The sequence below is a fragment of the Aquimarina sp. MAR_2010_214 genome (assembly GCF_002846555.1).
GTDB lineage: Bacteria > Bacteroidota > Bacteroidia > Flavobacteriales > Flavobacteriaceae > Aquimarina.
Map to the genome: position 1 here is coordinate 2,880,632 of NZ_PJMS01000001.1, position 25,735 is coordinate 2,906,366.

Annotated in this window: 23 protein-coding genes; 5 read left to right on the plus strand and 18 right to left on the minus strand. The window is 32.2% G+C overall.

Annotated features, from left to right (window positions below):
• Positions 1 to 12: 12 nt before the first annotated feature.
• The 13 genes from ATE84_RS12225 to ATE84_RS12280 all read right to left on the minus strand — a co-directional run bounded on the left by ATE84_RS12225 (position 13) and on the right by ATE84_RS12280 (position 17,011).
• The gene (locus tag ATE84_RS12225; protein ID WP_101448229.1) at positions 13 to 714 is read right to left on the minus strand and encodes a hypothetical protein; all 702 of its coding nucleotides are present in this window, start codon (positions 712 to 714) and stop codon (positions 13 to 15) included.
• Positions 715 to 945: 231 nt separating this feature from the next.
• Complete coding sequence (locus ATE84_RS12230) at positions 946 to 1,299, minus strand: hypothetical protein (RefSeq protein ID WP_143273617.1); 354 nt, start codon at positions 1,297 to 1,299, stop codon at positions 946 to 948.
• Between the two features lie 108 nt (positions 1,300 to 1,407).
• Positions 1,408 to 1,935: a GNAT family N-acetyltransferase gene (locus tag ATE84_RS12235; protein WP_101448231.1), complete on the minus strand. Its 528-nt coding sequence runs from the start codon at positions 1,933 to 1,935 to the stop codon at positions 1,408 to 1,410.
• 157 nt (positions 1,936 to 2,092) lie between these two features.
• Positions 2,093 to 2,266: a hypothetical protein gene (locus ATE84_RS26170; RefSeq protein ID WP_158237240.1), complete on the minus strand. Its 174-nt coding sequence runs from the start codon at positions 2,264 to 2,266 to the stop codon at positions 2,093 to 2,095.
• A gap of 144 nt (positions 2,267 to 2,410) precedes the next feature.
• A complete protein-coding gene (locus ATE84_RS12240; RefSeq protein WP_101448232.1) occupies positions 2,411 to 3,136 on the minus strand; it encodes a sulfite exporter TauE/SafE family protein in 726 nt (241 codons plus the stop codon).
• Positions 3,137 to 3,145: 9 nt separating this feature from the next.
• The gene (locus ATE84_RS12245; protein WP_101448233.1) at positions 3,146 to 4,768 is read right to left on the minus strand and encodes a M1 family metallopeptidase; all 1,623 of its coding nucleotides are present in this window, start codon (positions 4,766 to 4,768) and stop codon (positions 3,146 to 3,148) included.
• A 123-nt stretch (positions 4,769 to 4,891) separates the two neighbouring features.
• Entirely contained in the window at positions 4,892 to 6,229 is a 1,338-nt protein-coding gene (locus ATE84_RS12250) for a M28 family peptidase (RefSeq protein ID WP_101448234.1), read from the minus strand.
• An 80-nt stretch (positions 6,230 to 6,309) separates the two neighbouring features.
• The gene (locus tag ATE84_RS26465; protein WP_199176876.1) at positions 6,310 to 7,839 is read right to left on the minus strand and encodes a nuclear transport factor 2 family protein; all 1,530 of its coding nucleotides are present in this window, start codon (positions 7,837 to 7,839) and stop codon (positions 6,310 to 6,312) included.
• 407 nt (positions 7,840 to 8,246) lie between these two features.
• Positions 8,247 to 9,623, minus strand: coding sequence for a DUF4302 domain-containing protein (locus tag ATE84_RS12260; RefSeq protein ID WP_143273618.1), 1,377 nt, complete (start codon positions 9,621 to 9,623; stop codon positions 8,247 to 8,249).
• Positions 9,624 to 9,636: 13 nt separating this feature from the next.
• A complete protein-coding gene (locus ATE84_RS12265; RefSeq protein WP_101448236.1) occupies positions 9,637 to 10,485 on the minus strand; it encodes a putative zinc-binding metallopeptidase in 849 nt (282 codons plus the stop codon).
• A gap of 28 nt (positions 10,486 to 10,513) precedes the next feature.
• Entirely contained in the window at positions 10,514 to 12,001 is a 1,488-nt protein-coding gene (locus ATE84_RS12270; RefSeq protein ID WP_101448237.1) for a RagB/SusD family nutrient uptake outer membrane protein, read from the minus strand.
• 12 nt (positions 12,002 to 12,013) lie between these two features.
• On the minus strand, positions 12,014 to 15,718 hold the full coding sequence (locus tag ATE84_RS12275) for a SusC/RagA family TonB-linked outer membrane protein (RefSeq protein WP_233195796.1): 3,705 nt from the start codon (positions 15,716 to 15,718) through the stop codon (positions 12,014 to 12,016).
• Positions 15,719 to 15,841: 123 nt separating this feature from the next.
• Complete coding sequence (locus tag ATE84_RS12280) at positions 15,842 to 17,011, minus strand: FecR family protein (RefSeq protein ID WP_101448238.1); 1,170 nt, start codon at positions 17,009 to 17,011, stop codon at positions 15,842 to 15,844.
• Positions 17,012 to 17,213: 202 nt separating this feature from the next.
• Here ATE84_RS12280 and ATE84_RS12285 point away from each other — a divergent pair, with 202 nt between their 5' ends.
• On the plus strand, positions 17,214 to 17,684 hold the full coding sequence (locus ATE84_RS12285; RefSeq protein WP_255412055.1) for an RNA polymerase sigma factor: 471 nt from the start codon (positions 17,214 to 17,216) through the stop codon (positions 17,682 to 17,684).
• A 37-nt stretch (positions 17,685 to 17,721) separates the two neighbouring features.
• On the opposite strand, the gene ATE84_RS12290 is transcribed toward ATE84_RS12285, so the two are convergent.
• Together ATE84_RS12290 and ATE84_RS12295 are read right to left on the minus strand one after the other, a co-directional pair.
• Positions 17,722 to 18,876: an MFS transporter gene (locus tag ATE84_RS12290; protein ID WP_101448240.1), complete on the minus strand. Its 1,155-nt coding sequence runs from the start codon at positions 18,874 to 18,876 to the stop codon at positions 17,722 to 17,724.
• A 4-nt stretch (positions 18,877 to 18,880) separates the two neighbouring features.
• A complete protein-coding gene (locus tag ATE84_RS12295) occupies positions 18,881 to 19,675 on the minus strand; it encodes a sugar-binding protein (protein WP_101450992.1) in 795 nt (264 codons plus the stop codon).
• A gap of 355 nt (positions 19,676 to 20,030) precedes the next feature.
• Here ATE84_RS12295 and ATE84_RS12300 point away from each other — a divergent pair, with 355 nt between their 5' ends.
• The 4 genes from ATE84_RS12300 to ATE84_RS12315 all read left to right on the plus strand — a co-directional run bounded on the left by ATE84_RS12300 (position 20,031) and on the right by ATE84_RS12315 (position 22,156).
• Positions 20,031 to 20,486 carry an OsmC family protein gene (locus ATE84_RS12300; RefSeq protein WP_101448241.1) on the plus strand — a complete coding sequence of 152 codons (456 nt, stop codon included), beginning with the start codon at positions 20,031 to 20,033 and terminating at the stop codon, positions 20,484 to 20,486.
• 8 nt (positions 20,487 to 20,494) lie between these two features.
• On the plus strand, positions 20,495 to 20,887 hold the full coding sequence (locus ATE84_RS12305) for an amino acid-binding ACT domain-containing protein (protein ID WP_101448242.1): 393 nt from the start codon (positions 20,495 to 20,497) through the stop codon (positions 20,885 to 20,887).
• A gap of 11 nt (positions 20,888 to 20,898) precedes the next feature.
• Entirely contained in the window at positions 20,899 to 21,369 is a 471-nt protein-coding gene (locus ATE84_RS12310; protein ID WP_101448243.1) for a DinB family protein, read from the plus strand.
• A 97-nt stretch (positions 21,370 to 21,466) separates the two neighbouring features.
• Positions 21,467 to 22,156: a helix-turn-helix transcriptional regulator gene (locus ATE84_RS12315; protein WP_101448244.1), complete on the plus strand. Its 690-nt coding sequence runs from the start codon at positions 21,467 to 21,469 to the stop codon at positions 22,154 to 22,156.
• Positions 22,157 to 22,241: 85 nt separating this feature from the next.
• Here the strand turns inward: ATE84_RS12315 and ATE84_RS12320 are convergent, their stop codons facing one another.
• From ATE84_RS12320 to ATE84_RS12330, 3 genes are read right to left on the minus strand one after another with little or no spacing between them, the layout of a single operon-like run.
• Complete coding sequence (locus ATE84_RS12320; protein WP_101448245.1) at positions 22,242 to 24,053, minus strand: acyl-CoA dehydrogenase family protein; 1,812 nt, start codon at positions 24,051 to 24,053, stop codon at positions 22,242 to 22,244.
• A 57-nt stretch (positions 24,054 to 24,110) separates the two neighbouring features.
• A complete protein-coding gene (locus ATE84_RS12325; RefSeq protein WP_101448246.1) occupies positions 24,111 to 24,470 on the minus strand; it encodes a four helix bundle protein in 360 nt (119 codons plus the stop codon).
• Between the two features lie 41 nt (positions 24,471 to 24,511).
• Positions 24,512 to 25,702: an acetyl-CoA C-acyltransferase gene (locus tag ATE84_RS12330; protein ID WP_024771023.1), complete on the minus strand. Its 1,191-nt coding sequence runs from the start codon at positions 25,700 to 25,702 to the stop codon at positions 24,512 to 24,514.
• Positions 25,703 to 25,735: the final 33 nt, after the last annotated feature.

Sequence of the window (25,735 nt, forward strand, 5' to 3'; positions counted from 1 at the left end):
GGTCTAAAATAGTTACTTAATATGAAACTGATTCACATGTTTCACCGAACTATGATCCATTTTTAGATTTTCTTTATAAAATTGATCAAAATCGGTTTTGTTTTTCCAGGAAGTAATGACCAAATAATCTGGATTATAGTGATATCCAAAAGGAGATGCACCTTCTATAAAATCCACTTCTATTTTACCTCCTGCCTTTTTCATTTTCTGTACCCATTCTTTTTTGAACTTTTGAAAAGAAGACTTGTCTTTATGCCAATATGCCGTAACAATATTAAATTTTTCAGGGTTAATACTAAAAGACAGATCTTGTTTTAATTCATAATAAGTAAGGTTAAAAGTAGACCAGATATTTCTTCTTTCTTCATGAAAATCAGGCATTGTTTTTTGAATATCGTGTAAGAATTTTTCTCTTCCATTAAGTGTGTCCCAATATCCAAAGATCATACTTTCGGGATGATAATTACCTTGAGTTGGACTTCCTTTTATACCTATCCCTGGTAATCTATGATATCCCATTTTTTCGGCTACAGGAAATGCAGTTTTAAAGTAATGCTGTAGTTTTTGTTTAGTATCAGGTTTAGTATTCAGAAATATGATATCAAATACATGTCCTTTTTTTAAGGTGTATGATTTTGTTTTTGATTGTGCATTAAGGGGAGCAAAATTGATAGTCAAAAAGAGTGTTAATAATGAGATTTTTAAAAGCTTCATATAGTTCTTCAGTTTTAATTAATGAATTTTTTTACAAGACAAATGTATATGCTATCACCTGGGAAACGAAGAATAATAAGGGGTTAAAGGTACATATACCGTATGTGTACCTTTATTTAGGAATAAAATAGTAAGAATTACTAGTGTAGAGATGATTCTATTATAATCGAGTAGCTTATAGAAGTAAATTATGAGAATTATATATAGAAAGTATAGATATGAGATGTATGCTTAATTGGTGTTTTTTTTGCTATTTATTTGATCAACCAAATTGCAGATGTACCGATTAAATTCAAGATTTCTTGCACCATAGCTGGCAAGCCCTATTAATTTTACTTCCTGATTCTCTTTAGAATGTAACTTTATGATAAATAAAGAGTAGCCTTCTCTGGTTCTAAACCTAAGCCCTTGTTTCTCTTTAATAATTTCATAATCACTCAACTCATCAGAATAAGGAGATTCTCTTATTAAAACATAGTTTTTATAATGAATACAATTAGATATTGGTTTTCGCTTATTTAAAAGAAAAATAAGAACAATGATAATACTAACGACTATGATACTCATTATTATTAAGATACTCATTTTTTTAGATTTTAATAATACATTATTGATGGCCAAATATTATCAATACATATAGAGTATTAAATCATTTTTCTATTCAAAAATCGACTTTTGAGAAATGTCTTTTGATTATTCATTTCTAGAAATAGAAAAGATAATATTGTCTAGATTATCGCTATCCTTTCTATACTCAATGTGAGTGAAGTTATTTTTTGATAATAGCTTTTTTGAAGGCTCATTGTTTTGATGGGTAAAAGCTTCTATGGTATCCAACTCTAAGACTTTAAATCCATAATTAAGAATACTTATCAATGCTTCATTCATAATCCCTTGCTTGTGAAACTTTGGATGCAAGTCGTAACCTACTTCTGCTATTTTTTTGTCTTCAGAGAAATTCCAAAGACAGATAGTACCAATAAGTTCGGGATTATCTTTTATTGTAATTCCCCAGAATAGCCAATCTTGCTCATCAATTCCTTTGTTAATTTTGTTAATAAAGTTATTAGCCTCTTCTATTGTATTCGTTTTTGGTCTTTTTACAAATGCATTAACTGCTTGATCAGATCGTAAGAAGAGAATTACCTTATTGTCATTTTCTTTTAATTGCCTTAAAAGTAATCTTTCGGTTTGTAATTTTGGTAAAGAGGTAATTTTCATTGTTTAGGATTCTTTTTTGGTCCTAATGTATTCAAAAAGAATTATACTCTCATATACATTTGAAATTACTAGCAATTATTTAATTATATACGATATAAAAACTGCCAAAGATTTAAATTCTTGGCAGTTTTGTGATTTTTTAAAATAATCTATTTACTTAACAATCATTTCTATGCGAAACACACGTTCCTGTTGCACAAGCAAAGTTGCAATTTGGAGCAATACTAGAATCACAATCTCCTGTACCAGTACCTCCTTTAATTTTTTGAGAATTAATTCTTGAAATAGTGTTCTTGTTAAGCTTAAGCTTTTTTAATTGCCTTTTTTTCATGATATATATAATTTGATTAATACTTAAATTTATCAAATTAGTAGCATTATTGTTTTTTTATCGCATTAATTAACTAAAAGTTTAACTATGAGTTATTAATCCATTAAATAAGCATGCTCTATAATTATTTAATAGCACTAGTGATTACTTAAATAAAATAACCAATCCTCCAATCGCTGTCATAATTAAAATGAATTTTCGGTATTGATGATCTTTAAACCGTTTTACTACCTTGAGTCCAATGACGAACCCCAGTATAACTCCCGGAATCAAATATAAATCCACAATTAATGTCTTCATATTTATAGTATCCCAGCTAAAAATATGAAATGGAAGTTTAAACAAGTTAATTATAAAAAATAACCAAGCAGCAGTACCGATAAACTCATTTTTTGGTATTCGGGTTGCCATGAAAAAAATATTGGTAAATGCACCTGCCAGGTTTCCAATCATTGTGGTGAAACCTGCAGCAAACCCAGTAGTGCTAATAAACCAAAGCCTATTAGGTATGTTTTTTTTATCGTACCGTTCCCAAAAAAACATGATAACCACACTAATAATGATAATCACGGCCATTCCTTTCTTAAATATATATTCAGGAAGATCTTTTCCTACAAAAACGGCTAATAGAACGCCACCTATCATCCATGGAAGGAATTGAAGGAGATATTTCCAACGAGCATGTCGGTTATAATACAGCACAGCCAAAACATCTGCGAAAATTAAAAGCGGTAATAGTATTCCTGTAGATGCTTTTGCACCATGTGCAAGTGCCATTAGGGTTACGACTACAATTCCCATTCCTTTGAGTCCTGATTTGGATACTCCTAATATAAAAGCAGCAGTAAATGGAATAAAGTAAGATGACATTTTATAACACTATAGTTCTGTTATATTTACATAGAAATTAGGGTCTACAGTAAGTTTTTCTCCTTTAAAATCTTTTGTCTGCCAATTGGCATTAGGTTGAATCCATTTTGGAGTACCATCTATAAAAAGGCGTATCGGCATATCAAATTTATCTACGATATTAGTGTAGCGATATTTTAATTCACCTTCTTTAAACTTGTATTCGAGAGTAGGTATTTTTACAGTTCTTAAGTATTGATTAAAAAACTGAGTTAAATCAATTTTGGTTTCCTTACTAATATAATCTTCAATCTGTTTTGTTGTTACGGTCTTATGATAAAAAGTAGAATTAAGCCCTCTTAGAACAGCTCTCCATTTTTTATCATCCTCTAGAAGTTGACGAAGTGTATGAAGCATATTTGCTCCTTTGTAATACATATCACCTGATCCTTCTTTATTAACATTATAGTGGCCAATAATTGGTCTATCATTTTGAATATTTCTTCTGGTACCTATTACATATTCTGAAGCTGCTTTTTTGCCATAATGATAATCAACAAACAGATTCTCAGAATAGGCCGTAAAACTCTCATGTATCCACATGTCTGCAATATCTTTATACGTGATATTATTAGCAAACCATTCGTGACCTGATTCATGGATAATAATAAAATCAAATTTTGTTCCCCATCCTGATCCAGAAAGATCATTACCTAGATATCCATTTAAATATTTGTTTCCATAAGTTACAGAGCTTTGATGTTCCATTCCTAAGTAAGGTACTTCAACCAGTTTAAAACTATCTTCATAAAAAGGGTAGGGGCCAAACCAATGCTCAAAAGCTTTCATCATCTTGGGGGCATCTTTAAATTGTTTTTTTGCTTTTTCCAAGTTATCTTTTAGTACATAATAATCCATATCAAGTTTACCTTTCTCACCTTCGTATTGTTCCCCAAAATGCACATAATCTCCGATATTGATATTCACCCCATAGTTATTGATAGGATTACTTACAAACCAATGAAATGTTTTGGTGCCATTGTCATGTTTTTCTGTTTTACGCAATCGACCATTAGATACATTCATAAGAGTAGATGGTACATTAACGCTAATTAATAAACTATCTACTTCATCATACATATGATCTTTATTGGGCCACCATATGCTGGCTCCTAATCCCTGACATGAAGAAGCTACAAAATGTTTTCCGTTTTGATCTTTTTTCCATGAAATACCACCATCCCATGGTGCACGAACAGCTTCTCGAGGTTTACCACTATAATACACTTCTATTTCATTTTTACTATTTTCTTTTTGCGCTGTTGATAGTGTTATAAAATGTGCATTACCTTCTGAAGTTACTTTTAGTTGTTTATTATTCTGAAGTACTTTTTCTATTTTTAGAGGTGACTGCAAGTCGATTTGCATTATGTTATGCTCTTTCAGTACTTTGTAATGAATTGTATTTTTTCCTGAAATAGTTTTTTTATCCGGATCAACAGCGATATCAAGATGGTAATAGGTTAAATCCCACCATTCTCGTTCTGGGGTTATAGAACCTCTAAGAGAATCTTGTCTTGTAAATTGTTGTTCTTGTGCAGATAATAAGGTGAAACTTAGAATACTGAATGCTATTGTATAGAATGTGTTCATCTATGATATGTTTGTTTTTTGATTGTTATACTTTAGGTCTACCTGTTTGTTAGATTGGTAGTATTAATATAGTAATTAGCTTTGTGTTAGTTTCAAAATTATTTACAGAAGCTTTTTTGTAATTTATCTAAAAACCTCTGATGGAAATACAACAGGACTTTCATGTCCATTTTTTCCAACGGTGGCGATTCCGAAGAAGAAATTATCAATAACAATACCATTTAGAATGAAGTTGTCTACATCACCAACAAATCTACTATGATCCCAGGTTGGAGATGTCGTATCTCTCCAGTAGATTTTATACCCTTTTACATTAGGATCATTGACTTTTTTCCATTTAAATTTTGCTGAAGGTTCTACAATACCTCCAATTTTCACTTCAGATGGAGCAGGAGGTGCCCAGGCAAGACCAGCCAGGTTAATAGCATTCACAGCAGTAAGTTTTGCGGCATACTCAAAATTAACATGTTCTACCACATCACCATATTTGATTCCGTTTTCTTCTCTGATATTTTGATGTTGTTGTGTGTAGTTTTCATGAGCTTCCATAATTCTGATTCCGGCATAGCCCAAATCATTAAAAGGTCTATGATGTCCACCACGACCAAAACGATCTAATCGATAGATCATCATTGGATTCATTTCTGGCATATATGTTTTTACACTTTTATGAACATATCTGGCTAATTGACGAGAAATACCATCAACCTCACCACCATAAAAACGTCTACGACGTACTTTCTTCTCGTCATCAGTAAGGTTGGTAGGTTCAGAAAATATTCTAAAAGCTCTATTATCGATAACTCCGTCTACTCCTTTAATGTTTCCGATCATATCATTATTAAGGATTCCTATAATATCCCATCCTTTATCTTTAGCATATTTTGCCAATCCACCACCACCAAAGAGCCCTTGTTCTTCCCCGGATAATCCAACATAAATAATACTATTTTCAAAAGTGTATTTTGATAATACTCTTGCAGCTTCAATTGTTCCTGCCATTCCGCTAGCATTATCATTGGCACCTGGAGCATCTGTAGTGAAATCCATAGTATCACTAGCCCTAGAATCGATATCACCACTCATAATGATATAGCGATTAGGATATTTTGTTCCTTTTTGTACGGCTACTACATTTACCACCCAGGCATCATGAGGAACTCTGGATCCCATATCTTTGGTTACAAAGTCTTTTTGATAAAATACATCTAAACAGTTTTTGCATTCTTTAGAAATAGTTTCGAATTCTGTTTTGATCCATCTTCGGGCCGCTCCAATGCCTCTGGTTTCAGAAATGGTATCACTAAATGTATTACGAGTTCCGAAGTTGGCTAATTTTTTGACATCGGTTTCAATTCTATCTGCAGAGACAGCATTGATGATATCGTATATACGTTGATCGGTTTGTGCAATTAAAATGGTAGATAATAGAAGTAGGGCAGCCGTGAAAAATGTTTTCATTTGTAAGAATTTGATCGCCTAATTTAAATAAAAGAGTCTAGTAATAATGGTCTCTTAACAAATTTATAAGATGATACAAGCTATTGAATAAAAATAACCTTAGCTATTTCCTTATTTTTCACTTCATAAATCGCTATAGCACTATAGTGTTGTTTATTGATGGTTAGGAACTCTTCATCAATAACTACATTACCCATAACAATTCTATTTTTGATTTTACAATTGAGATCAGGTGTGTTTTTAAAGAAATTGATATATCCTTTTTTAATTTTCTCATGACCTTCATATAAAAATTTGTACGGAAAATTATACACTTTTATATCTTTGGAATAAGTAGTAACAAAAGCATCAATATCTCTCGCATTATAAGCCTCGAGTTGTTTGTTAATAATGTTTTCAGAATTCTTTTCAATATCAGTATCATGTTGAGGCCTGATAAAAGTTACTTTGGCAATCTTTCCGTTTTTCACTTCATATATAGAAATCACTTTCACAATTCGATCACTATAAGTGACATATTCTTCATCAATTACTTTATTACCAAGTATGATACGATGCTTTATTTCACAAGATAAATTAGGTTCATCCTTGAATTTTTGGTCATAATAAGGGCGCATGGCTTCTTTACCTTTATAGCGTACTGTATTTGGATACTTATAAATTAACACATCGTCATAATATGTGTCTAAAAAGGCATCTATATCTCTTGCATTATAGGCATCTACTTGTTTTTGAACAATATGTTCTGGCGAGATATCTGATACCACGGCAAGCATACTACCGGCGGCATTTGTTGCTATTCTTGAGATATTACCAACTTCTTTATCCATGAAAGTGTAAAAGATACTCCAACCAGTATCTGTTTTTGGATTAAACCTAAAAATACGATTTTGTTTTCCCATAAGGATAGTGCCATCTGGTAACCAACACATATCTTCAGATTCAAAGATTGTGTTTATGATTTTTTTTGTGATTCCTGTTATAGGATCGATTGATTTAATTTCCCAATCTTTATTTTCTTTACTGATGTAGCTAATCAGGTTTGAGTTTGGTATTTTATGAAGTGATCGCCCTATTTTTTTTTGAAAAGTATGATTAGTCTCTTTTTTTATATTAGATACGACCAATGACATTGCATTATCTTCAAGCACTGATGAAACTAGTATGTTTTCATTAAACCAGGTATGATATCCAACTTTAAGGCCTTGTAATAAAACTTTAGACTTCCCGGTTTTGTAATCATAACGATAAAGGAGTTGTTTACCATCTTGATCCAGGCGGATGGCAGAAATCTGATCTTTGTTAGGGATTTTGGTGGGAGAATATTCACTTCCATTTTTAGTTTCTGTAATCCAATCTATTGTAGTGTTTTTACTATTGTATACAGCAATATCTGTTTGTTTGTTGCGGGTAGAAGAAAACAAAACGATAGTATCATTAAAAATTGAAGGTTGATTATCATATCCTTTGTTATTAGATATGTTCCTTTGGTTATTAAGAGTAATTGTTTTGTCTTTTTTAGTGATATCAAAAAGGTATATCTCGGTATCGGTTTGTGAAAAAGAGGGTATTGTAGTGAGTAATACTAAAAGAACAAATGGATGCTTCATTGTTTTTATTTTCTAAAATACATTGAAATTTTGATGTTATTCTTAAGTAAATGTTAATGTGGGAGGGGGTATGCTAATTCTGATGTATAAATACCCACTTAAAATTGCTCTTTTTGCCCTATACTTCAAAATAAAAATAAACCGTAGCTACGACTATGCTTGATTTTTGTTTTTCGTCTAGAACAAAAATCTTCTATTTTCTTTTGAGTACTTATACATCAGAAATGGTATTAGGTATTAGTTTTTTGAGAAATAAAAAAATATAATTAATCAAAAAACCCAGAGCATAAAGCTCCGGGTTTTCCAAAGTTGAGTTAGAAAGGCTATTGAGGGAACAATAGTTTGTTGTTTATGGCTAATTTTATGAATTTAAAATGTAATTACAATACGTCTTCTTAAGTGTTAAATTAATTTCCAAAGAAAAGACCATAAATTCTTAAAGCTGGATCCTCTAAACTGGTAAATGAAGCTGAACTATTACTAAAATTAGAAATATCAGTTTTAAAACTTCCATGATTTTCAAAGTACAATCCATCTGAACTTGCAAAAAAGTCAAGCATTGGCTGTACTTTAGCTTCATAATAATTACCATTAGGATTTCCTGTTCCTAAATAGGTTAGACGTAAAATTTTATCTATTATAATGGCTTCAAACCGATAATTGGCCCAAAAGCTAGTAGCTGCATTATTACCCCGCATATTAATCCAAAGGTTAATAATTCCTGGATTCCCAGTACCTGTTGTGTTTGTGTTTTCTAATAGTATTTCGAATCTATTGTAACTCTCATTATCGGGTATTAAGTTAGTGTTAATCTGTGTTATTAAGTTATTAAAACCTAAAGACGTACGAGGACTAGTACCCCATGAAACGCGGTGCGAGAATGTTCTGAATCCAACAGTTGTTAATTTATCAATATCATTACTAATAACTGTAGGTCGATCAATAAAACCAATGGTCGCTTTATTTCCTCCCACTTCAGAAACATATGATCCTGATGTAGCGTCAAAAATAAAGTTTTCATAACTATTACCTCCAATTTCTATTGCAGGACTTACCACAAGCCCTTCGGGAGTATAGGCTATACCATAGGAAACTTCTTTAATACTACCATCTGATTGATTTTGCGATTTAACAAAAAGACGTAAGCTATCGTAGTCAAACGAGTAAACTACTTTATTACCTGAAGCATCTTCAATGGTTAGACCTTGAAAAACTGAAGAAGTAACACTAGGTAAAAGACTAGATCTTCTTCCTAACGTAATATTAACGTTATCCCATTCTGCTGCTGTTACAGGTTCGAAAACTAGAGTAGCACCGTGTCTAGGCTCTCTAAATGTAATTTTCCCTCCTTCATTTTTGATATATTGAAAGTTAGAATTTCCTTTATATCCAGTTCCTCTGAGGCCAGTAAGATCATTATCTGATACTTTATGGATTTGGTTACGTGTAGTAAAAATTAATTCTACCGAAGTACCCAACTTTACTTCATAATTACCAGTAGTAACAGCAGTTTCAGTATCAACATCTGATGTCATATCTACTGTCCCATCACTCTTAAACTTCATATAAAAGGTAAATCCTCCAAATTCATCATTTTTTGTAAAATAAACAGCTTTATATCCATCAGGAGATGCCAAAAGTAAATTTTGAAGCTCTGTTATTTTTTGGTCTATTCTAGCACTAGGTGAGGTACCGAATAATTCTTCATTTTCATCATTACTACAAGAGAAAAAAGTCAGTAATAATAACCCGAAACATATTTTATTTAAAATTTTTATAATCATTTTCTTTGTTTTATTAATTAACAATGTCTAAAGTTTTTTGATTTACCAATTCTTGTAACTCATATAAATCAATGCCAAACTCGTCTGTAAAATATTTAACAACAAATTGTTCCTTTGTTCGTATAGAAGCTCTTGCTTCGTTACTTGTAATACCATCCACTAAGGCATCAAATTCAGTTTTAGAATTAGTTAGCATAACAGATACCATTTCTGCATAATCTTCGATAGCCGAACTTGATGCATATGGAGTGATATATCCTAACTCATTTGCTACCGAAAGGCTTCTGTTAAACCATTGAGCAGTATAATTTTTAGGATTTACTTCTCCAAAAGCAGGATCAAATGGTTTTGTCTGATTTAGAATATGGGTATATTCGTGTTGAATAGTTTTAAAGTACCTTTTTGTAAGAACAAGGTCAGTTAGATCTAATTGATCTACATTAAACAGTGTAATTTTGGTTCCTGCTTCTGCAAAACCCAAAGTGATTGTTGCTGATTGATTATAATTAAAACCACCAGCTAATGTGAATTGTCTTGGAGCAATATTTTTAATAAAATTCTCTCCTCCCAATTGTGTATATGGTTCTATCCATATTGCTTTAACAACTTCTAATAGTGGTTTTATATTATCAACTGTTGGAGGGTACAAATATCTATTTAGATCTACTTCATTTTCATTCCATTTATATTGGATTTCAATATTATATGGAGTAGTGAAATTGTTTCTTATCCATATGTCTAGTTCAGATAATTGAGGTGTTTCAGTATTGATTTGAGTAGGTCCAACACTATCGCCTTTGTCGCAACTCATAACTGTTATGGTAATTGCAACTATGGTTATCCATTTTATTATTTCTTTCATAATTATATAGTCTTAAAATTATTTAGTGTTATCTTGGATTTGATTGTAAACCAAAACTTTGTCCGTCTACAGGGATCTGTAACTGTTTTCTGTTGTCGGTTTTAGTAAGCGTACTTTTGTTATCGAAGAAATCTTCGTGAACAATTTCTAGATTAAACCTTCTAATATCAAACCAACGCAATCCTTCATTCTGAAATTCTCTTCTTCTATATTCTATAATACCATTTAATAAAGCAAGCTTTTCTGGTTCGATAGTGTAAAAAGGCTCATATATCCCTTGATCAACAGCATGTAAAGTATTCAGTTGATCAAGTGTTCGCACATCGGTAGCAGCATCATAGTCTCGTATTTTTTTAGATAAGAAAGCATTAATATCACTAACAGCGTTACCAGTTTGACCAAGCATAGTAAATGCTTCTGCCCTGTTTAATAAAACTTCATCTGTAGTTAGAAGAACAGAGTTTGTAAAAGCAAATCCAATACCTGCAGCAGCATTAGTAGTTCTAAAATATTCAATATGTTTTGGAGTATTTAAAAATAGATCAGAACCATATACCTTATAGCTCCATCTTTTGTTATTAATTTGAGAACCGTTAAAGAAAAGTGTATTTGCTAAATCTGTAGATAATTGATATCTGGCAGCGAGAAAATTTCCACCTCTACCGTAAAGCGACGCTCCAGAAACAATTAATAAATTTGCAACTTCTGCTGTAGAAGAATATTCGTTACGAACTTGACTATAAGTGAAACTTCTATACTTACCAGTCCAATCTCTTAAAAGATCAGCAGGAGCAGTACCTAATACTTGATTACTATACTGTATAACTTTTTCCCAATCTCCTTTAAATAAATAAAATCTAGATGCAAAAGCATTTGCAGCATTCTTATTGAAGTGAAATTTAGGGACCGTATATTTATTAGTAATCAGTGGTAACCCTGCTACAATATCGGCTTCTATTTTTTCATAAACTTCTTTTACAGTTCCTCTTTTATATTCTTTAATCACAACATTTTCTGGTTCTAATACGTAAGGAATCCCTAAATCAGATCCTGCAGTTGAAGGATTATAGGTTTTAGACCAAATATTTACTAACATAAAGTGAGCATATGCTCTGGCAATTAAAGCTTCTCCTTTTAGATAATTCAGTTCACTGCCACCACCTAAATCTTCAATGGCTTGTAAAGCATGATTTGCCTGCGAAATAGCTTTATAGCATTCATTCCAGTAATGAGTAGGGAAATCAGAATCATTGTCATTTACATCTCTCCAAAAATACATTTCTGTATTTACTCTGTTTTCACGTGCAGAAGGTCCTTTATCATCTGCATTATCAGTCATTGGGGCTAAAAAAGGTGAATAATTTGCTAGAGGATAGGCAAGTGTAAGTACTTCGCCAATTTTCTCTGCAGTATCAATTTGTGTTCTATTATCAGGCAGTTCATCTAATGAATCTTCACAAGAGAACATTAAAAATGTTAATAGACTTATACCAATTAATTTGATGTTTGTTTTCATAATCATTTCTTTTTAAAATCCAAGATTTAATGATACAGTATATTGTTTAGCGATAGGGTATGCAACACCTCCTGCTCTAAAAAATTCAGGATCCTGTCCTTTTAATTTGTCATCAGAATAAATTAGGAAAGGATTGGTTGATTGCATCGTCATTTTTAGATTTGATAGCCCTATTTTGTCAATTGCATCCTTAGGGAAAGTATAGGACAAAGAAATATTCTTCATTCTTATAAAATCTCCATCGGCAATTCTTTCTGTAGAGTAATTGTAGGCATTATAAGCTCTACCAATCGCATTAGTACCAACTTGGTTTATTAGTCTTCTTGATGGTATTACAGGAATGTTTGTAATGTTTTCATCTCCTGGAGATAACCATCTATTCTGAAATTCTGTAGGGAAAACGGATAGGTCATTATATGAAGAAGAATAATAACGGTCTAATCTAATTTTGTTTCCCCCAGAGAAGGTAACAAAGAAATTTAGACCCCAATTTTTATAGGTAAAATTATTTGCGAATCCACCTGTTAAGTTAGGCTCTACAGATCCTTCATACTTTAAGTATTCCTGAATATCTTCTATTTCCTGGAAATCAACACCAGAAACAGGATCTCTATCATCATTAAAAACATATGTTGGTAATCCTTTTTCATCTAGTTTGTCAAACTGGAACGAAAATAAAGACCCTCTTGGGAAACCAATTGCATTTCCTCCAGTATTTGCTACTAAATTAAATACGTTTGGTTTTTGCTCTAATTCTGTAATTTCCTGATCAAAATAGGCAACATTAATTGTTGTTTCCCATTTAAAATTAGGACTAACAATGTTTTGCGTATTCAACTGAATTTCTATTCCGTTAGTATTCATTGATGCATTATTAGCAAGTTTAATCGCTTCTCCACCAATTCCAGAAGTTCTAATTAGGTCAATCAAATCTTCCCCTTTTCTAAAATACACATCTGTAACAAGAGAAATTCTATTGTTGAAAAACCCTGCTTCTAATCCAAGATTAAGCTCATATGTCTTTTCCCAGGTTAACTCTGTGTTTTGTAAATCCTCAATGTTAATAGCATTTTCACGCGTGTTTGGATTTAAACGATCTGTTACAACATTTCTAAATACAGGTAAGCTGTTACTAACATTATCGGCAAGTAATCCAACTAATCCATAACTAGGTCTGAATGCAAGTTTAGATATCCAATCAATTCTTTGAATAGCCGGTTCTTGATCAATGTTCCATTTGGCACCAATATTATAGGTTGGTAACCATCTTGCATCTGATGATTTACCAGCTCTGTTTGATCCTTCATAGTTACCTGTAACATTTAAAATATACTTGTCGTTAAAAGAGTATGTTGCAGTAGCAAAGAAAGTAGCTCCTCTTTCTCTGGTTTGTTCTAAACCAAAATAGTTACCACCATCTAATATTATTTTATCAATTATATTAGGATCTGTGAATGGAGTACCTCCTTTATCAAACTGATAACCAAATCCTCGGCTAAGACTTTCTTCTCTATTAGTAAATCTAAATTCCTGACCTAGATATACTCTAATATCACTTCTTTCAGTTAAATTTTTAGTATAATCTAAAGTATTTCTAAAGTTATAAGAGATAATTTTATTGTCTCTTCTGGTATAGATACCTCCATAAGGTAATACTACTTGCGGTCTTGAATTAGGTTGTTCAGGATCGCGGAATAGGAAGGTATTTGCATTTTCAACAATCGTAGTTTCATTAGCTCTGTATGCTCCAGCAACGTTAGAATTTTCTGTTGCTTTATGTTCATTTGCAGAAGTAGCATATCTTGCCGTACCTAAGAAGTTATATTTTAAATTGTCATTGATCTTGGCTTCAAGCTCTCCTTGAACCTTTAAATCAAGTACAGTTAATTCTGTAGTGTTGTGCTCAATTTCATTTAAGATATTAAAAGGAGCCCAGTTATATCTAAAATATTCTAGATCACCATTATTATCCCTTGGTCTAAGTGCACGACTGGTATTAAGCGCATAACTAAAAGGGTTAATATCAAAATCTCTGTCAAACCCACCATTAACTACATCAGACAACCTGTCAAAGGCACCTGGTGCATTCTGATCTCTATAAGATCCCTGTACCAAAGTAGTTACTTTATAATTGTTTCCTAGATAATACGTATTTCTAATATTTCCCGTAAGTCTTCTTACACGGTCGGCAATAGTCCATCCCGGATCGGTAAAATACCCTATAGAAGAATAATGAGTAGAGTTTTCACTACCTCCAGAAAAACTTATAGAGTGATTTTGAGTTAAACTTTCTCTAAATAGTGTTTTAAACCAATCTGTATTTGCTAATTCGTATTGTTGCAAAAATTGAGCTCTGGCTTCAGGAGTATTTGCAAGTTGAAAAGAGTTCGTTTCTGTATCAAAATTATTAATTGCTCTATACATTTGATTATAAATACCTCCAAATCTTCCTTGTAAACTTCTTGCAAGGCTTAAATGTCCTTTGGATTCTAATTCTCTATAAATAGAAACAGTTTCCTGAGAATTAAGTAAATCAAATTGAGCGTAGGTAGGTCTAGACCTCACAGCATATTCTGCCGAGTAACTAACACTTGTTTTTTGATTTCTTTTCCCCGATTTTGTTGTGATAACAACTACACCATTTAGAGCTCTTGCACCATATAATGCTGTGGCAGAAGCATCTTTTAAGATTTCAATACTAGCAATATCAGAACCATTTAATCCTGCAACGGCAGAACTTAATAACGTACTTGAGTCTCCTGATACAAGGTCATTTAATGATACGTTTACTATTTCTTCTTGTATGGCACCATCGATAATCCAAATAGGTTTGGTATCACCAAGAATAGATGAAGATCCTCTAATTGTTATTCTAGGTGTAGCACCAAAAGTTCCAGTAACATTTTGTATGGTAACACCTGCAGCACGACCCTCTAAAGATCTAGAAATATCTGGTACACCTTCTAATTTTATATCTTCAGCTTTCAAAGATTGAGCGGCACCGGTAAAAAATTTCTTCTGAATATTTTGATAACCAGTTATTACTATTTCTTCAAGACCTTCAACATTTTCTTTTAGTACAATACTAAATTTTCTTTTATTCTTATCTGTAATTGTAATAGTTTGAGTTTCGAAACCTAAGTTTTCGATTTTAATTACATCTGATACCGAAACTCGCATCGTAAAATTTCCATCAAAGTCTGTTACTACTCCTTGAGTAGTTCCTTGGATAGATACTGTTGATCCTGGTACAGGAAGGCCATTTTTATCAACTACTTGCCCGCTAATTTCAAATCCTTTTTGGGGTTTGACCAGTGCAGACTGTCTTTTTTTGATTTTTGGTATATTAGATTTTACCGGTTTTTTAACCAGTACAATTTGTTTGTCTACTATTTTATAAGAAACATTGGTGTTCTTAAATATTCTATCCAAAATGTATTCTACTCTTTTGTTAGAAACCTTAAAAGACACCTTTCTTCTTGTGTTTACCTCAACATCTTTAAAAAACAATTTAAATTCTGTTTTTTGTTGTATCAGATCAAATACTTTCTCAATTGTATAATTTTTCACATCTAAGGAAATCTTGGTGTTTTGAGAATATGTATTTGCATTTATTCTAAATAGAGACAATATAATTAGGAGTATTGTTAGCCTCATTTTCAAATTAAATATTAATTTTGCCACACCATTAGTGTGGTTTTTTCTAATTATTTTCATATTTTTAATATGATTTAATGATTGAACCATTGTTAAATTACGCTTACTCTAAATCGGGAGATGTTGCAGCATTTCTCGATTTTTTTGTTTTATAGTCATTTTGAATGCATGTCTTTTTTTGTTTTAGGGATTAATAATTATTTCATTTTCTTTGATGGTGAAATTAAAAGAGGTATTGCTCTTAAATGTTTTTAATACATCTTCTATACTTTCTACATCAAACTGACCTGTGAATTTCTCTTCCTTTATTTTTTGGTAATTAATTGTTATTTTCTTGTCATAAGATCTCTCCAGTTTTTTAGCGATACTTTCAAAACTTTCGTTTCTAAATAGTAATATACCATCTACCCAAGCAATATAATTTTCTGTTTTTACTGTAGAAATACTCATATTCTGGTCGGATATTATAAGACTGGCTTTTTGATTAGGTTTTAGTATTTGATCGGTATCTTTGTTAAATCGTTGTTCATCCTTAAATACACCTACACTACCTTCAACCAAAACAACTTCAGAAAAAGAATCATCATCATAAGAAGAAACATTAAATTTTGTTCCTAAAACTTCTGTTTTAATACCATTGGTAGAAACAATAAAAGGAGCTTTTTCATTTCTAGCCACCTCAAAATAAGCTTCACCAGATAATTCTACTTCACGAACTTGCCCAACAGCAAATTGTACGGGAAATTTTAATGTAGAGCCGGCATTAACATGAACAGTTGTTCCGTCTGATAATACCAATTGAAATTTTTTCCCATAAGGAACCTTTAAGGTGTTAATTTTTGTTGATACTTCAGCAACGTTTTCCTTTTCATTATTATATACTATTTTACTTTTTTCTTGAACACCTACTACTGTACCGTCATCACTTTTAATTTCTTTAAATAATTCAGTACTCTGTATAGTTTCAAAACTACCATCACTAAGTTGTAGCGTTACTTCATTTACTATATCATCAGTGTTAAAAATATCTTTGTTAAGGTATATTGTAGTCCCAATTATGAGCCCAACAAAAACTGCCGCATATTTTAAATAATTATTGATTCTATTTTTGCGGGTTTTAGAGTGAGATTTTGTACTTTGTATATGTTTTTGGAATAGAGACAATGCTTTTTGATTATCAAAATCATTTTTACCTAATTGAATGTAATGATCAGTGATAATGTATTTTTTAAATTCATTTAAATTTTCATCATCATTCAATAACTTTTTGAACTTGATGAGTTCTCGTTCGGACATCTCATTATTTAAGTACCTAAGTATTTGATTTATATCCAAATCGTTGTCTTTTTTCATGCGAATTATTGGCTTATTTATAGTTAAGACTTAAAAAAAATATAAAACCCTTACTTTGGAAAGTATTTTTTTTATTATTTATGTAAAGTTTTTGTTAATTATTTTGCGATAGGGTTTAAAAATGAGTTAAAAAAAGAGTGCTATAAAGAACGAAATCCAAATAGAGGAACTTAAAAGAGGTAATGAATTTGTATATAGGCATCTGTATGAAATGCACTATAACGAATTGTGTTCCTATATATATAGTTTATCAAGGAATAAGCAACAAGCAGAAGATGTTGTTCAGAATGTAATGCTTAAGATTTGGAAAAATAAGAAAAAGTTAAATATTACTACTTCTATTAAAAATTACCTTTATAAGGCATGTTATTATGAATTAATAGATACTTATAAAAAGAATAAAAAAGAATTAAATTACAAAGAGCAAATAAAAAAAGATGCGTTACATGTTTTTGTAGAAGAGGATAACGATATTATCAAAAATAAGATAAACCGTGTTCAAGCTGAAATAGAAAAACTTCCTCCAAAGTGTAAAGAAGTTTTTGTTCTAAATAAAATTCAAGGATTTAAATATAAAGAGGTGGCAGAACAATTAGATATTTCTGTGAAAACTGTAGAAGCTCAGATGTCAAAAGCGATGTCAAGAATAAAGAAAGCATTAGAACCTATTTAAGTGTATTTCTTGTTAAAAAGAGGTTCGTTTCTTACAACTATTTTCGTAAAGTATATATTCCTAAAATTGGTCCTATGCTTAAAAATGTATAGAGCACAGTATTGTCTAATTTTCCTGTTAAAAAAGACAATAATTGAATACTAATTATAGTAATCGCAAACCCAATACAATTAATAATTGTAAGTGCGGTACCTTTTAATTCTGGAGGCACTGCAGCAGCTACCATTGTTGAGAATTGGGGTGAATCTGAAATTACTAACATTCCCCAAATACTCAAAGCAATTAAAAATAATTCGGGCGGTAATAGGAAAAGCAGGGGAGAGGCAAGACAAAATATTCCAGAGATCAATAGTGAATTATACGCTACTTTTCTACTTCCGGTTTTTAATGAAATCAAACCACCCAGAATGCAAGAAATAAAACCAACACCAATGATAATAAAAGACCAAAAAGATACCTGAAGTTGTATAGATTGTATACGAGAATAAGTTTTAAGAATGATAGGGACAAAGCCCCAAAAGGCATATAGTTCCCACATATGTCCAAAATACCCAAAAGCAGCTTTTCTAAAACTAGGGATGTTAAAAAGTTGGGTAACTATTCCGAGTTGAAGCTTAGAAACGAGTTTTCTGTATGGCCCATCCGGAACCAAATACCACATTGCTAATCCTCCAACAAATGCCAAGATAGATGTACTGATAATTACTGCTTTATAATCACTACTCCAGGAGAAGTGATTAATTAAGTGAGGAAAAGCTGTTCCTAGCACCAAAGCACCTACAAGATATCCGAGTGCTTTTCCGAGACCATCTTTATAATAATCAGAAGCTATTTTCATACCAATAGGGTATATCCCAGCAAGGAAAAAACCAGTACCAAATCGTGCCGTAAGTAAATTAAGTACTGTGATATCAGGAATAAGCAAAGATAAATTACTAAGCCCTCCCAAAAATGCACAAATCATGAATATACGAGAAGGAGAAAACCTGTCGGCTAATGTTAATAAAGCAAATGTAAGTGTTCCTACAATAAATCCAAATTGTACAAAAGATAAGAGGTAACCTAAAATATTAAAACCAACATTAAACTGGGAGGCAAGATCATCGATAACAGCATTACCGGCAAACCATAACGAAGTACAGAAAAACTGCGAAATGATAATTACTGGTAATATGTAGAATTTTGGCCTCAATACATTATTCTTCTAAAATGATTGTACCAAAAATATCAGCATTAATCCACCCCAGATTTTTTTCTTCTCCCGGGATAAAAACAGAGCCAATAAAATTTTCTCTTTCTTTACTACCATCATTATCATTATATGCAATAGCAAAACCTAGCTTCTGATCTTTTTTTAAGATCATCGGATCATTAACTTTTCCTTCTTTATAGGTGTGATCATATACAATAACTTCAAACTCCCATACCGATACATCACCTTTAGTAACTCGTTTAGAGCTTACATGATTATTATACAGTAATGGGTTTTTCTGTTCATCTAGATCAACAACATTTCCATCTAATGCTACATGATATGCAAATGCGTTATTAGAATATTGATGATTTCCACCAGAGTTATCTGCATCAATAAAAATTTCTACACAGTCATCATCCCACCATAAACTTAGAGGGTTTTTATTTTGATCATATAAAACATCATCTTTGATCTCAACCAATATATATAGAGCTTCTGGAGTCCACACTACTTTATATCTCCCAAAAAAGTCATTAAAAGTATAAGGAGCTCCTAACCATCTTTGATCAAAACCATACCAGGTAGCTTCTTTCCAAATAGGGTCATTCATCTCACCATCTAGTTTAGGAACGATTACTGCTTTTTTAACTTTTCTGATTTGATGATCAACTTTTACTTTCTGTTTTTGTAAATCTTTTTGATCTATGATAGCCAATACACCTTTAGTTGAGCCTGAAAGGCTTTTTTTGCAGCTTACTATAGATAATAAAATGAATAATAAAAGTATTCTTTTCATAATGAGATTTAGTGATATAATCATGATAAATGTAGTGAACAAAATTTTAAAAAAGAGGTGTTTGTAAATAATATAGATTATTATCTTACTTTCTTGTAAAAGAAATGATACAATGTATAAGTGATAATAAAGCTAAGTAAAATAGTGATGAAAAACTTATTATAATTGAAAAACAATTATTCCCATATTGTCATAACTGTAATGTATTACATCGTATCTCCATAGAGTGGTAGTCGAGGATTCATAGTTTTTATTCCCTGAAGTTATATTCTGGAATTTTCATACTTCATTTTAAAATGAAATAAAAAAAATAAAGCTGTTTTACTTTTGTGAAATACAAAAAGAAACAGGTAAAATGAAACATTCGGCGAGAGTATTTTGGAAGAAAAATCAACATGAATTATTTACAGATGGAAAATATAGCAGGGCACATATCTGGTATTTTGATGGGGGAGCAGAAGTACTAGCTTCTTCTTCTCCAGAAATAGTTCCTACTCCAATGTCTGATGCATCTGCGGTAGATCCTGAAGAAGCATTTTTAGGATCTGTTTCGAGTTGTCATATGTTGTTTTTTCTTTCTATTGCTTCAAAGAAAAAATATGTTGTAGAGTGTTATAAAGATCACCCCGTAGGAGAGCTAAATGAGATAAAAGGAAAAAAAGCAATCACTGCAATAACATTATATCCTAAAGTAATTTTTAAAGGAAACCAACCTTCAATAAAGAATATAGAGGAGATGCATAATCTAGCACATTCTAATTGCTTTATCGCAAACTCTATTATAGCAAATATTCAAATTAAATTAATATAAAATCAAGTATGAGAAATTTAGTAATTAGATTGGATAATAAACCAGGAGCTTTAGCAGAAATGGGAGAAATTTTAGGAAATGCAGGAGTAAGCCTTGAAGGGGGAGGTGTTTTTGTGCATAACAATATTGGAGTGGCTAATTTTTTGGTAGCCGATGCCGAAAAAGGAAAGAAAGCATTAGAATCTCATGGAGTTGAAGTGTTTGGGATCAATAAAGTGCTTATTCAAAAATTAAATCAAGAAGTACCCGGACAGTTAGGGAAGATTTGTCGTTTGATGGAAAAAAATGATGTTAACATACTAACACAATACAGTGATCATGATAATCAGCTAATATTGGTTGTAGATGATTATGAAAAAGGTAAAGTTATTTCAGAGAATTGGAGTAGAGGAATATATTAAAAATACACATAATGAATTCGATAGAAATTATTTTATTAAACTGTACAGAGACAAGAAGGCGAAGTATTAAACTATGGAAAGGAATACCAGAAGAATATTTTGATTGGAAACCAGATAAAAATGCTTTCTCAATTATTGAAATGATTAGACATGTGTTAGAAACTGAGCATTTATTTCATAAGATAATTGACAACAGAGGAAATCTGGGGGATTACCATTCTCCATGGCAAGGAATGAAGTATGTGGATCTGGAGTTTGAACTTGAGCTAGCAATGAACTATAGAAATAATTTTCTTGATATGATAGAAGGTTTAACAGAAACAGATCTTGAAAACATAAGAATAGAAAGAACAGAAGTAGGGCAGAGCAAAAAACTTGGTGATTATCTGAATAGAATTGTATTTCATGAAGCAGTACATATGGGACAAATGCTCGATTATTTAAGAACGCTTGGAGTAAAAAGACCTAAAATATGGGATTGAAAATGATCATATCGGTTATATTATAGTAAATTCATGGCGTAAATGGTATTACATTAGTTTTGTGTATTGAAACCAGATCATATTGTGATAATAGTTAATGGAAGAGTTTGAAAATAAATTTGCTCAGATCGCCTCTTTATTAGGAGATAAATCTAGATCTGTAATGCTGTGGTGTTTATTAGATGGTAGAGCATATACAGCTTTTGAACTATCGATATGTGCAAATATTTCTGCACAATCAGCAAGTAATCATTTAAAAAAATTAATTCAGGCTAATATATTGCTAGTAGAAAAACAAGGAAGGCATCGGTATTATAGGTATGCAACCTCTGAAGTAGCTCAGGTTATTGAGTCTATGGCGGGGTTAGTATCCATTAACGATGAATATACCAGGACTAAACAACCAGAACGTAATGGTATAACATATGCCAGAACTTGTTATGATCATTTGGCAGGAAAAATTGGTGTAAAAATTACTGATGCCTTGCTTGATAATGGTATGGTAGAGATTGTAGAACGAACTTATATAGTTACTTCTACAGGAAAGAGTTGGTTTCAAAATGTTGGTATTGATATCGATGATGTAATGTCACAAAAACGATCTTTTGCCCATCCATGCCTGGATTGGAGTGAGCGTAGACATCACTTGGCAGGTGCACTTGGAGCCTCTTTTCTTACGATGATGTTACAAAATGATTGGATACGAAGGAAGAAGGGTTCAAGAGAGATCTTGGTAACAGGAAAAGGAAAGCTAGAATTGAAAACAAAACTAAATTTGGAAATATAAAAACCGCCTTTTTAGTATTTAAAAGGCGGTTTCTTATAATTAAAATTAAACACATCAAAATGTTAAGTGTTTTTCTTTATAATTGCTACCCAATAAAATATCCGTTTTCTTTGGCAATTTTGTCAGCAATTTTAGTTCTTAAAGCAACTACATTTGGCTGGTTAGCATATTTAGTAAAGCGTTTAAGTCCCATTAGCATCATTCGTTGTTCATCTCCTTCAGCAAAAGAAACTATTCCTTCTTTTCCTTTTCTGATAATAATATCTACAGCATTGTATAAATATAATTGAGACATCGCTATTTGAGTTTCCTGAGCATCTTCACCAAAGCGTTTTGCATTTTTCTCGGTGCGTAAGATTGCAGATTCAGCCATGTAAATTTCAATTAAAATATCTGAAGCAGCTAGTAATAATTGTTGATGCTCCTCAAGTTGTGGTCCAAATTTTTGTACCGCAGCTCCCGCAACCATCAAAAATACTTTCTTAAGCTTAGCTATAACTTCTTTTTCTTCAGAAAACAATACTGAATAATCCGGAGTATCAAAAGATGGAATACCAGTAAGTTCATCTGCAACTTTCATTGCAGGACCAAGAAGATCTACATGACCTTTCATTGCTTTCTTTACTAACATTCCTACGGCAAGCATACGATTAATCTCATTGGTACCTTCGTAGATTCTTGAAATACGAGCATCTCTCCATGCAGATTCCATTGGGGTATCTGCAGAGAATCCCATACCTCCAAAAATCTGCACTCCTTCGTCAGTACAACTTTGTACATCTTCAGAAACGGCAACTTTAAGAATAGAGCACTCAATAGCATATTCTTCGACACCTTTAAGTTCTGCTTCCTGATGTGTATTTCCTTCCGCTTGACGGATAGCAATTCTATCTTCGATATTTTTTGCAGCTCTGTAACTAGCAGATTCATCGGCATATGTATTGGTAGCCATTTCAGCAATTTTAGCTTTAATAGCACCAAAGTTCATAATTGGTGTTTTGAACTGGATACGTTCATTAGCATATTTAGTAGCTTCACCAATCACACGACGTTGCGCATCAAGACAGGCAGCAGCAAGTTTAATACGCCCTACGTTTAGTGCATTCATAGCAATTTTAAACCCATTACCTCTTTCTGACAACATGTTTTCTACCGGTACTTTAGTATCGCTAAAGAATACCTGACGAGTAGAAGAGGAGTGAATACCTAACTTCTTTTCTTCGTCACCGAGAGAAATCCCATTAGATGGATCGTTTTCTACAATAAATCCTGTAATGTTTTTATCGTCTTCAATACGGGCAAAAACAATAAATAAACTACAGAAACCTGCATTGGATATCCACATTTTTTGTCCAGAAATCGAGTAATGTGTTCCATCTTCAGAAAGAACAGCTTTTGTTTTACCAGAATTGGCATCTGATCCTGCACCTGGTTCTGTTAGGCAGTATGCTCCAAACCACTCACCAGTAGCAAGTTTAGGAACATATTTTTTCTTTTGTTCTTCATTACCGTACAAAGTGATTGGCATGGTTCCAATACCAGTATGAGCTCCAAAAGCAGTACTAAATGATCCGGTAGCTCCAGAGATATAATCACAAACTAACATTGTAGATACGAATCCCATTCCTAGACCATCATATGCTTCGGGTACAGAAACTCCTAAAAGCCCAAGCTCACCGGCTTTACGCATACATTCTTCTGTATATGCATAGTCTTTACTTTCGAATCGTTCCCAATGAGCCCATAGCTCACGATCTACAAATTCTCTTGCGCTATCACGCATCATTCTTTGCTCCTCAGAAAAATCTTCTGGAGTAAATACATCTTCACATTTAGTTTCTTTAACAAGGAATTGTCCTCCTCTAAGAATATCTTTATTTATAGTTTTATCACTCATTTTTTTAGTAAGGTTTTAGTTTATAGAGAAAAGAAAATAGAAGAAAGATAAAAGACTTTATAAGTTTAATCCATTTTGGAATCCCATTGTCATTCTCTGCCATTCTTCAATTTTGTTTTCTAGGTTTTTTAAGGTATTATTATCAATATATTTTCTATGATTTGCTACTAAAAGTTGTGTTCCTAATTCGAATGAAGGGCTCAAAGAGTAATCAATAAAATTATTAAATGATTTATTGGATCTTCCTGAGCCTTCAGCTATATTACTTGGTATTGAAACAGAACATCTACTTATTTGTAAGCTTAAATCATATCTTTCATGTTTAGGAAAAGAGAGCAAAATATCAGATACGTCATTAGCAATTTCTAATCCTAATTTCCATATTTTCAGATTTTTATAATTATGTCTTTTCCTCAAAATCAGATTCTCTTTGTTCTTTTTTCTAGATTCTGTTTTTTTTAATTTAAAAATTCATAAATACCAGCAGCACCTTGTCCTGTACCTACACACATGGTTACCATTCCGTATTTACCTTTCATATCACGTTTACGCATTTCGTCAAATAATTGAACCGAAAGTTTTGCTCCTGTACATCCTAATGGATGTCCTAATGCAATTGCGCCTCCATTAACATTTACAATATCCTGATTAAGACCTAATTCTCTCATTACAGCAAGAGATTGAGAAGCAAAAGCTTCATTAAGTTCTATAAGTTCGATATCATCTTGTTTTAATCCGGCTTGTTTTAGAGCTTTCGGAATAGCTTTTACTGGTCCAATACCCATGATTCTTGGCTCTACACCTGCAGCTGCATAATTAACAAGTCTTGCTATTGGCTCAAGGTTTAGTTCTTTAACCATCTCTTCACTCATTACCATCACAAAAGCAGCACCATCACTCATTTGCGAAGAATTACCAGCAGTTACACTTCCTCCAGCTTCGAATACAGGTCTAAGTTTACCTAATACTTCTTTACTGGTTCCGGCACGAGGCCCTTCATCCTTAGATACAGTATATGATTTTGTAGCCTTTTTTCCATTTTCATCAACATAAATTTGTTCGACATTGATAGGAACAATTTGATCCTGAAAACGCTTTTCTGCTTGTGCTTTTAAGGCCTTCACATGAGAGTTATAGGCAAATTCATCTTGATCTTCTCGGGATACTTTGAATTGGTGAGCAACTGCTTCTGCAGTATTTCCCATTCCCCAATAATAATCTTCATGCCCTGATTTGGCTAAATCATAGTTAAGTTCTGTTTTATAACCTGTCATAGGAACAGAACTCATACTTTCTGCCCCACCGGCAATAATACAATCTGCCATTCCGGATTGTATTTTGGCTGTTGCAATACCAATGGTTTCTATTCCTGATGAACAAAATCTATTTACTGTTACTCCAGGAACATCAACAGAATTTAATCCCATTAATGAGATTAAACGTGCCATATTTAATCCTTGAGACCCTTCGGGCATGGCATTACCAACAATTACATCGTCGATACGTGCTTTGTCAAGGTTAGGAAGCTCTTTCATCATATGTGCTATGGTTTCGGCTGCCAATTCATCTGTTCTTTTAAACCTGAACACCCCACGAGGAGCTTTTCCTACGGCTGTTCTATATGCTTTTACTATATATGCTGTTTTCATTGTTTTATAGTATTGAGTATTGAGATATTAGTA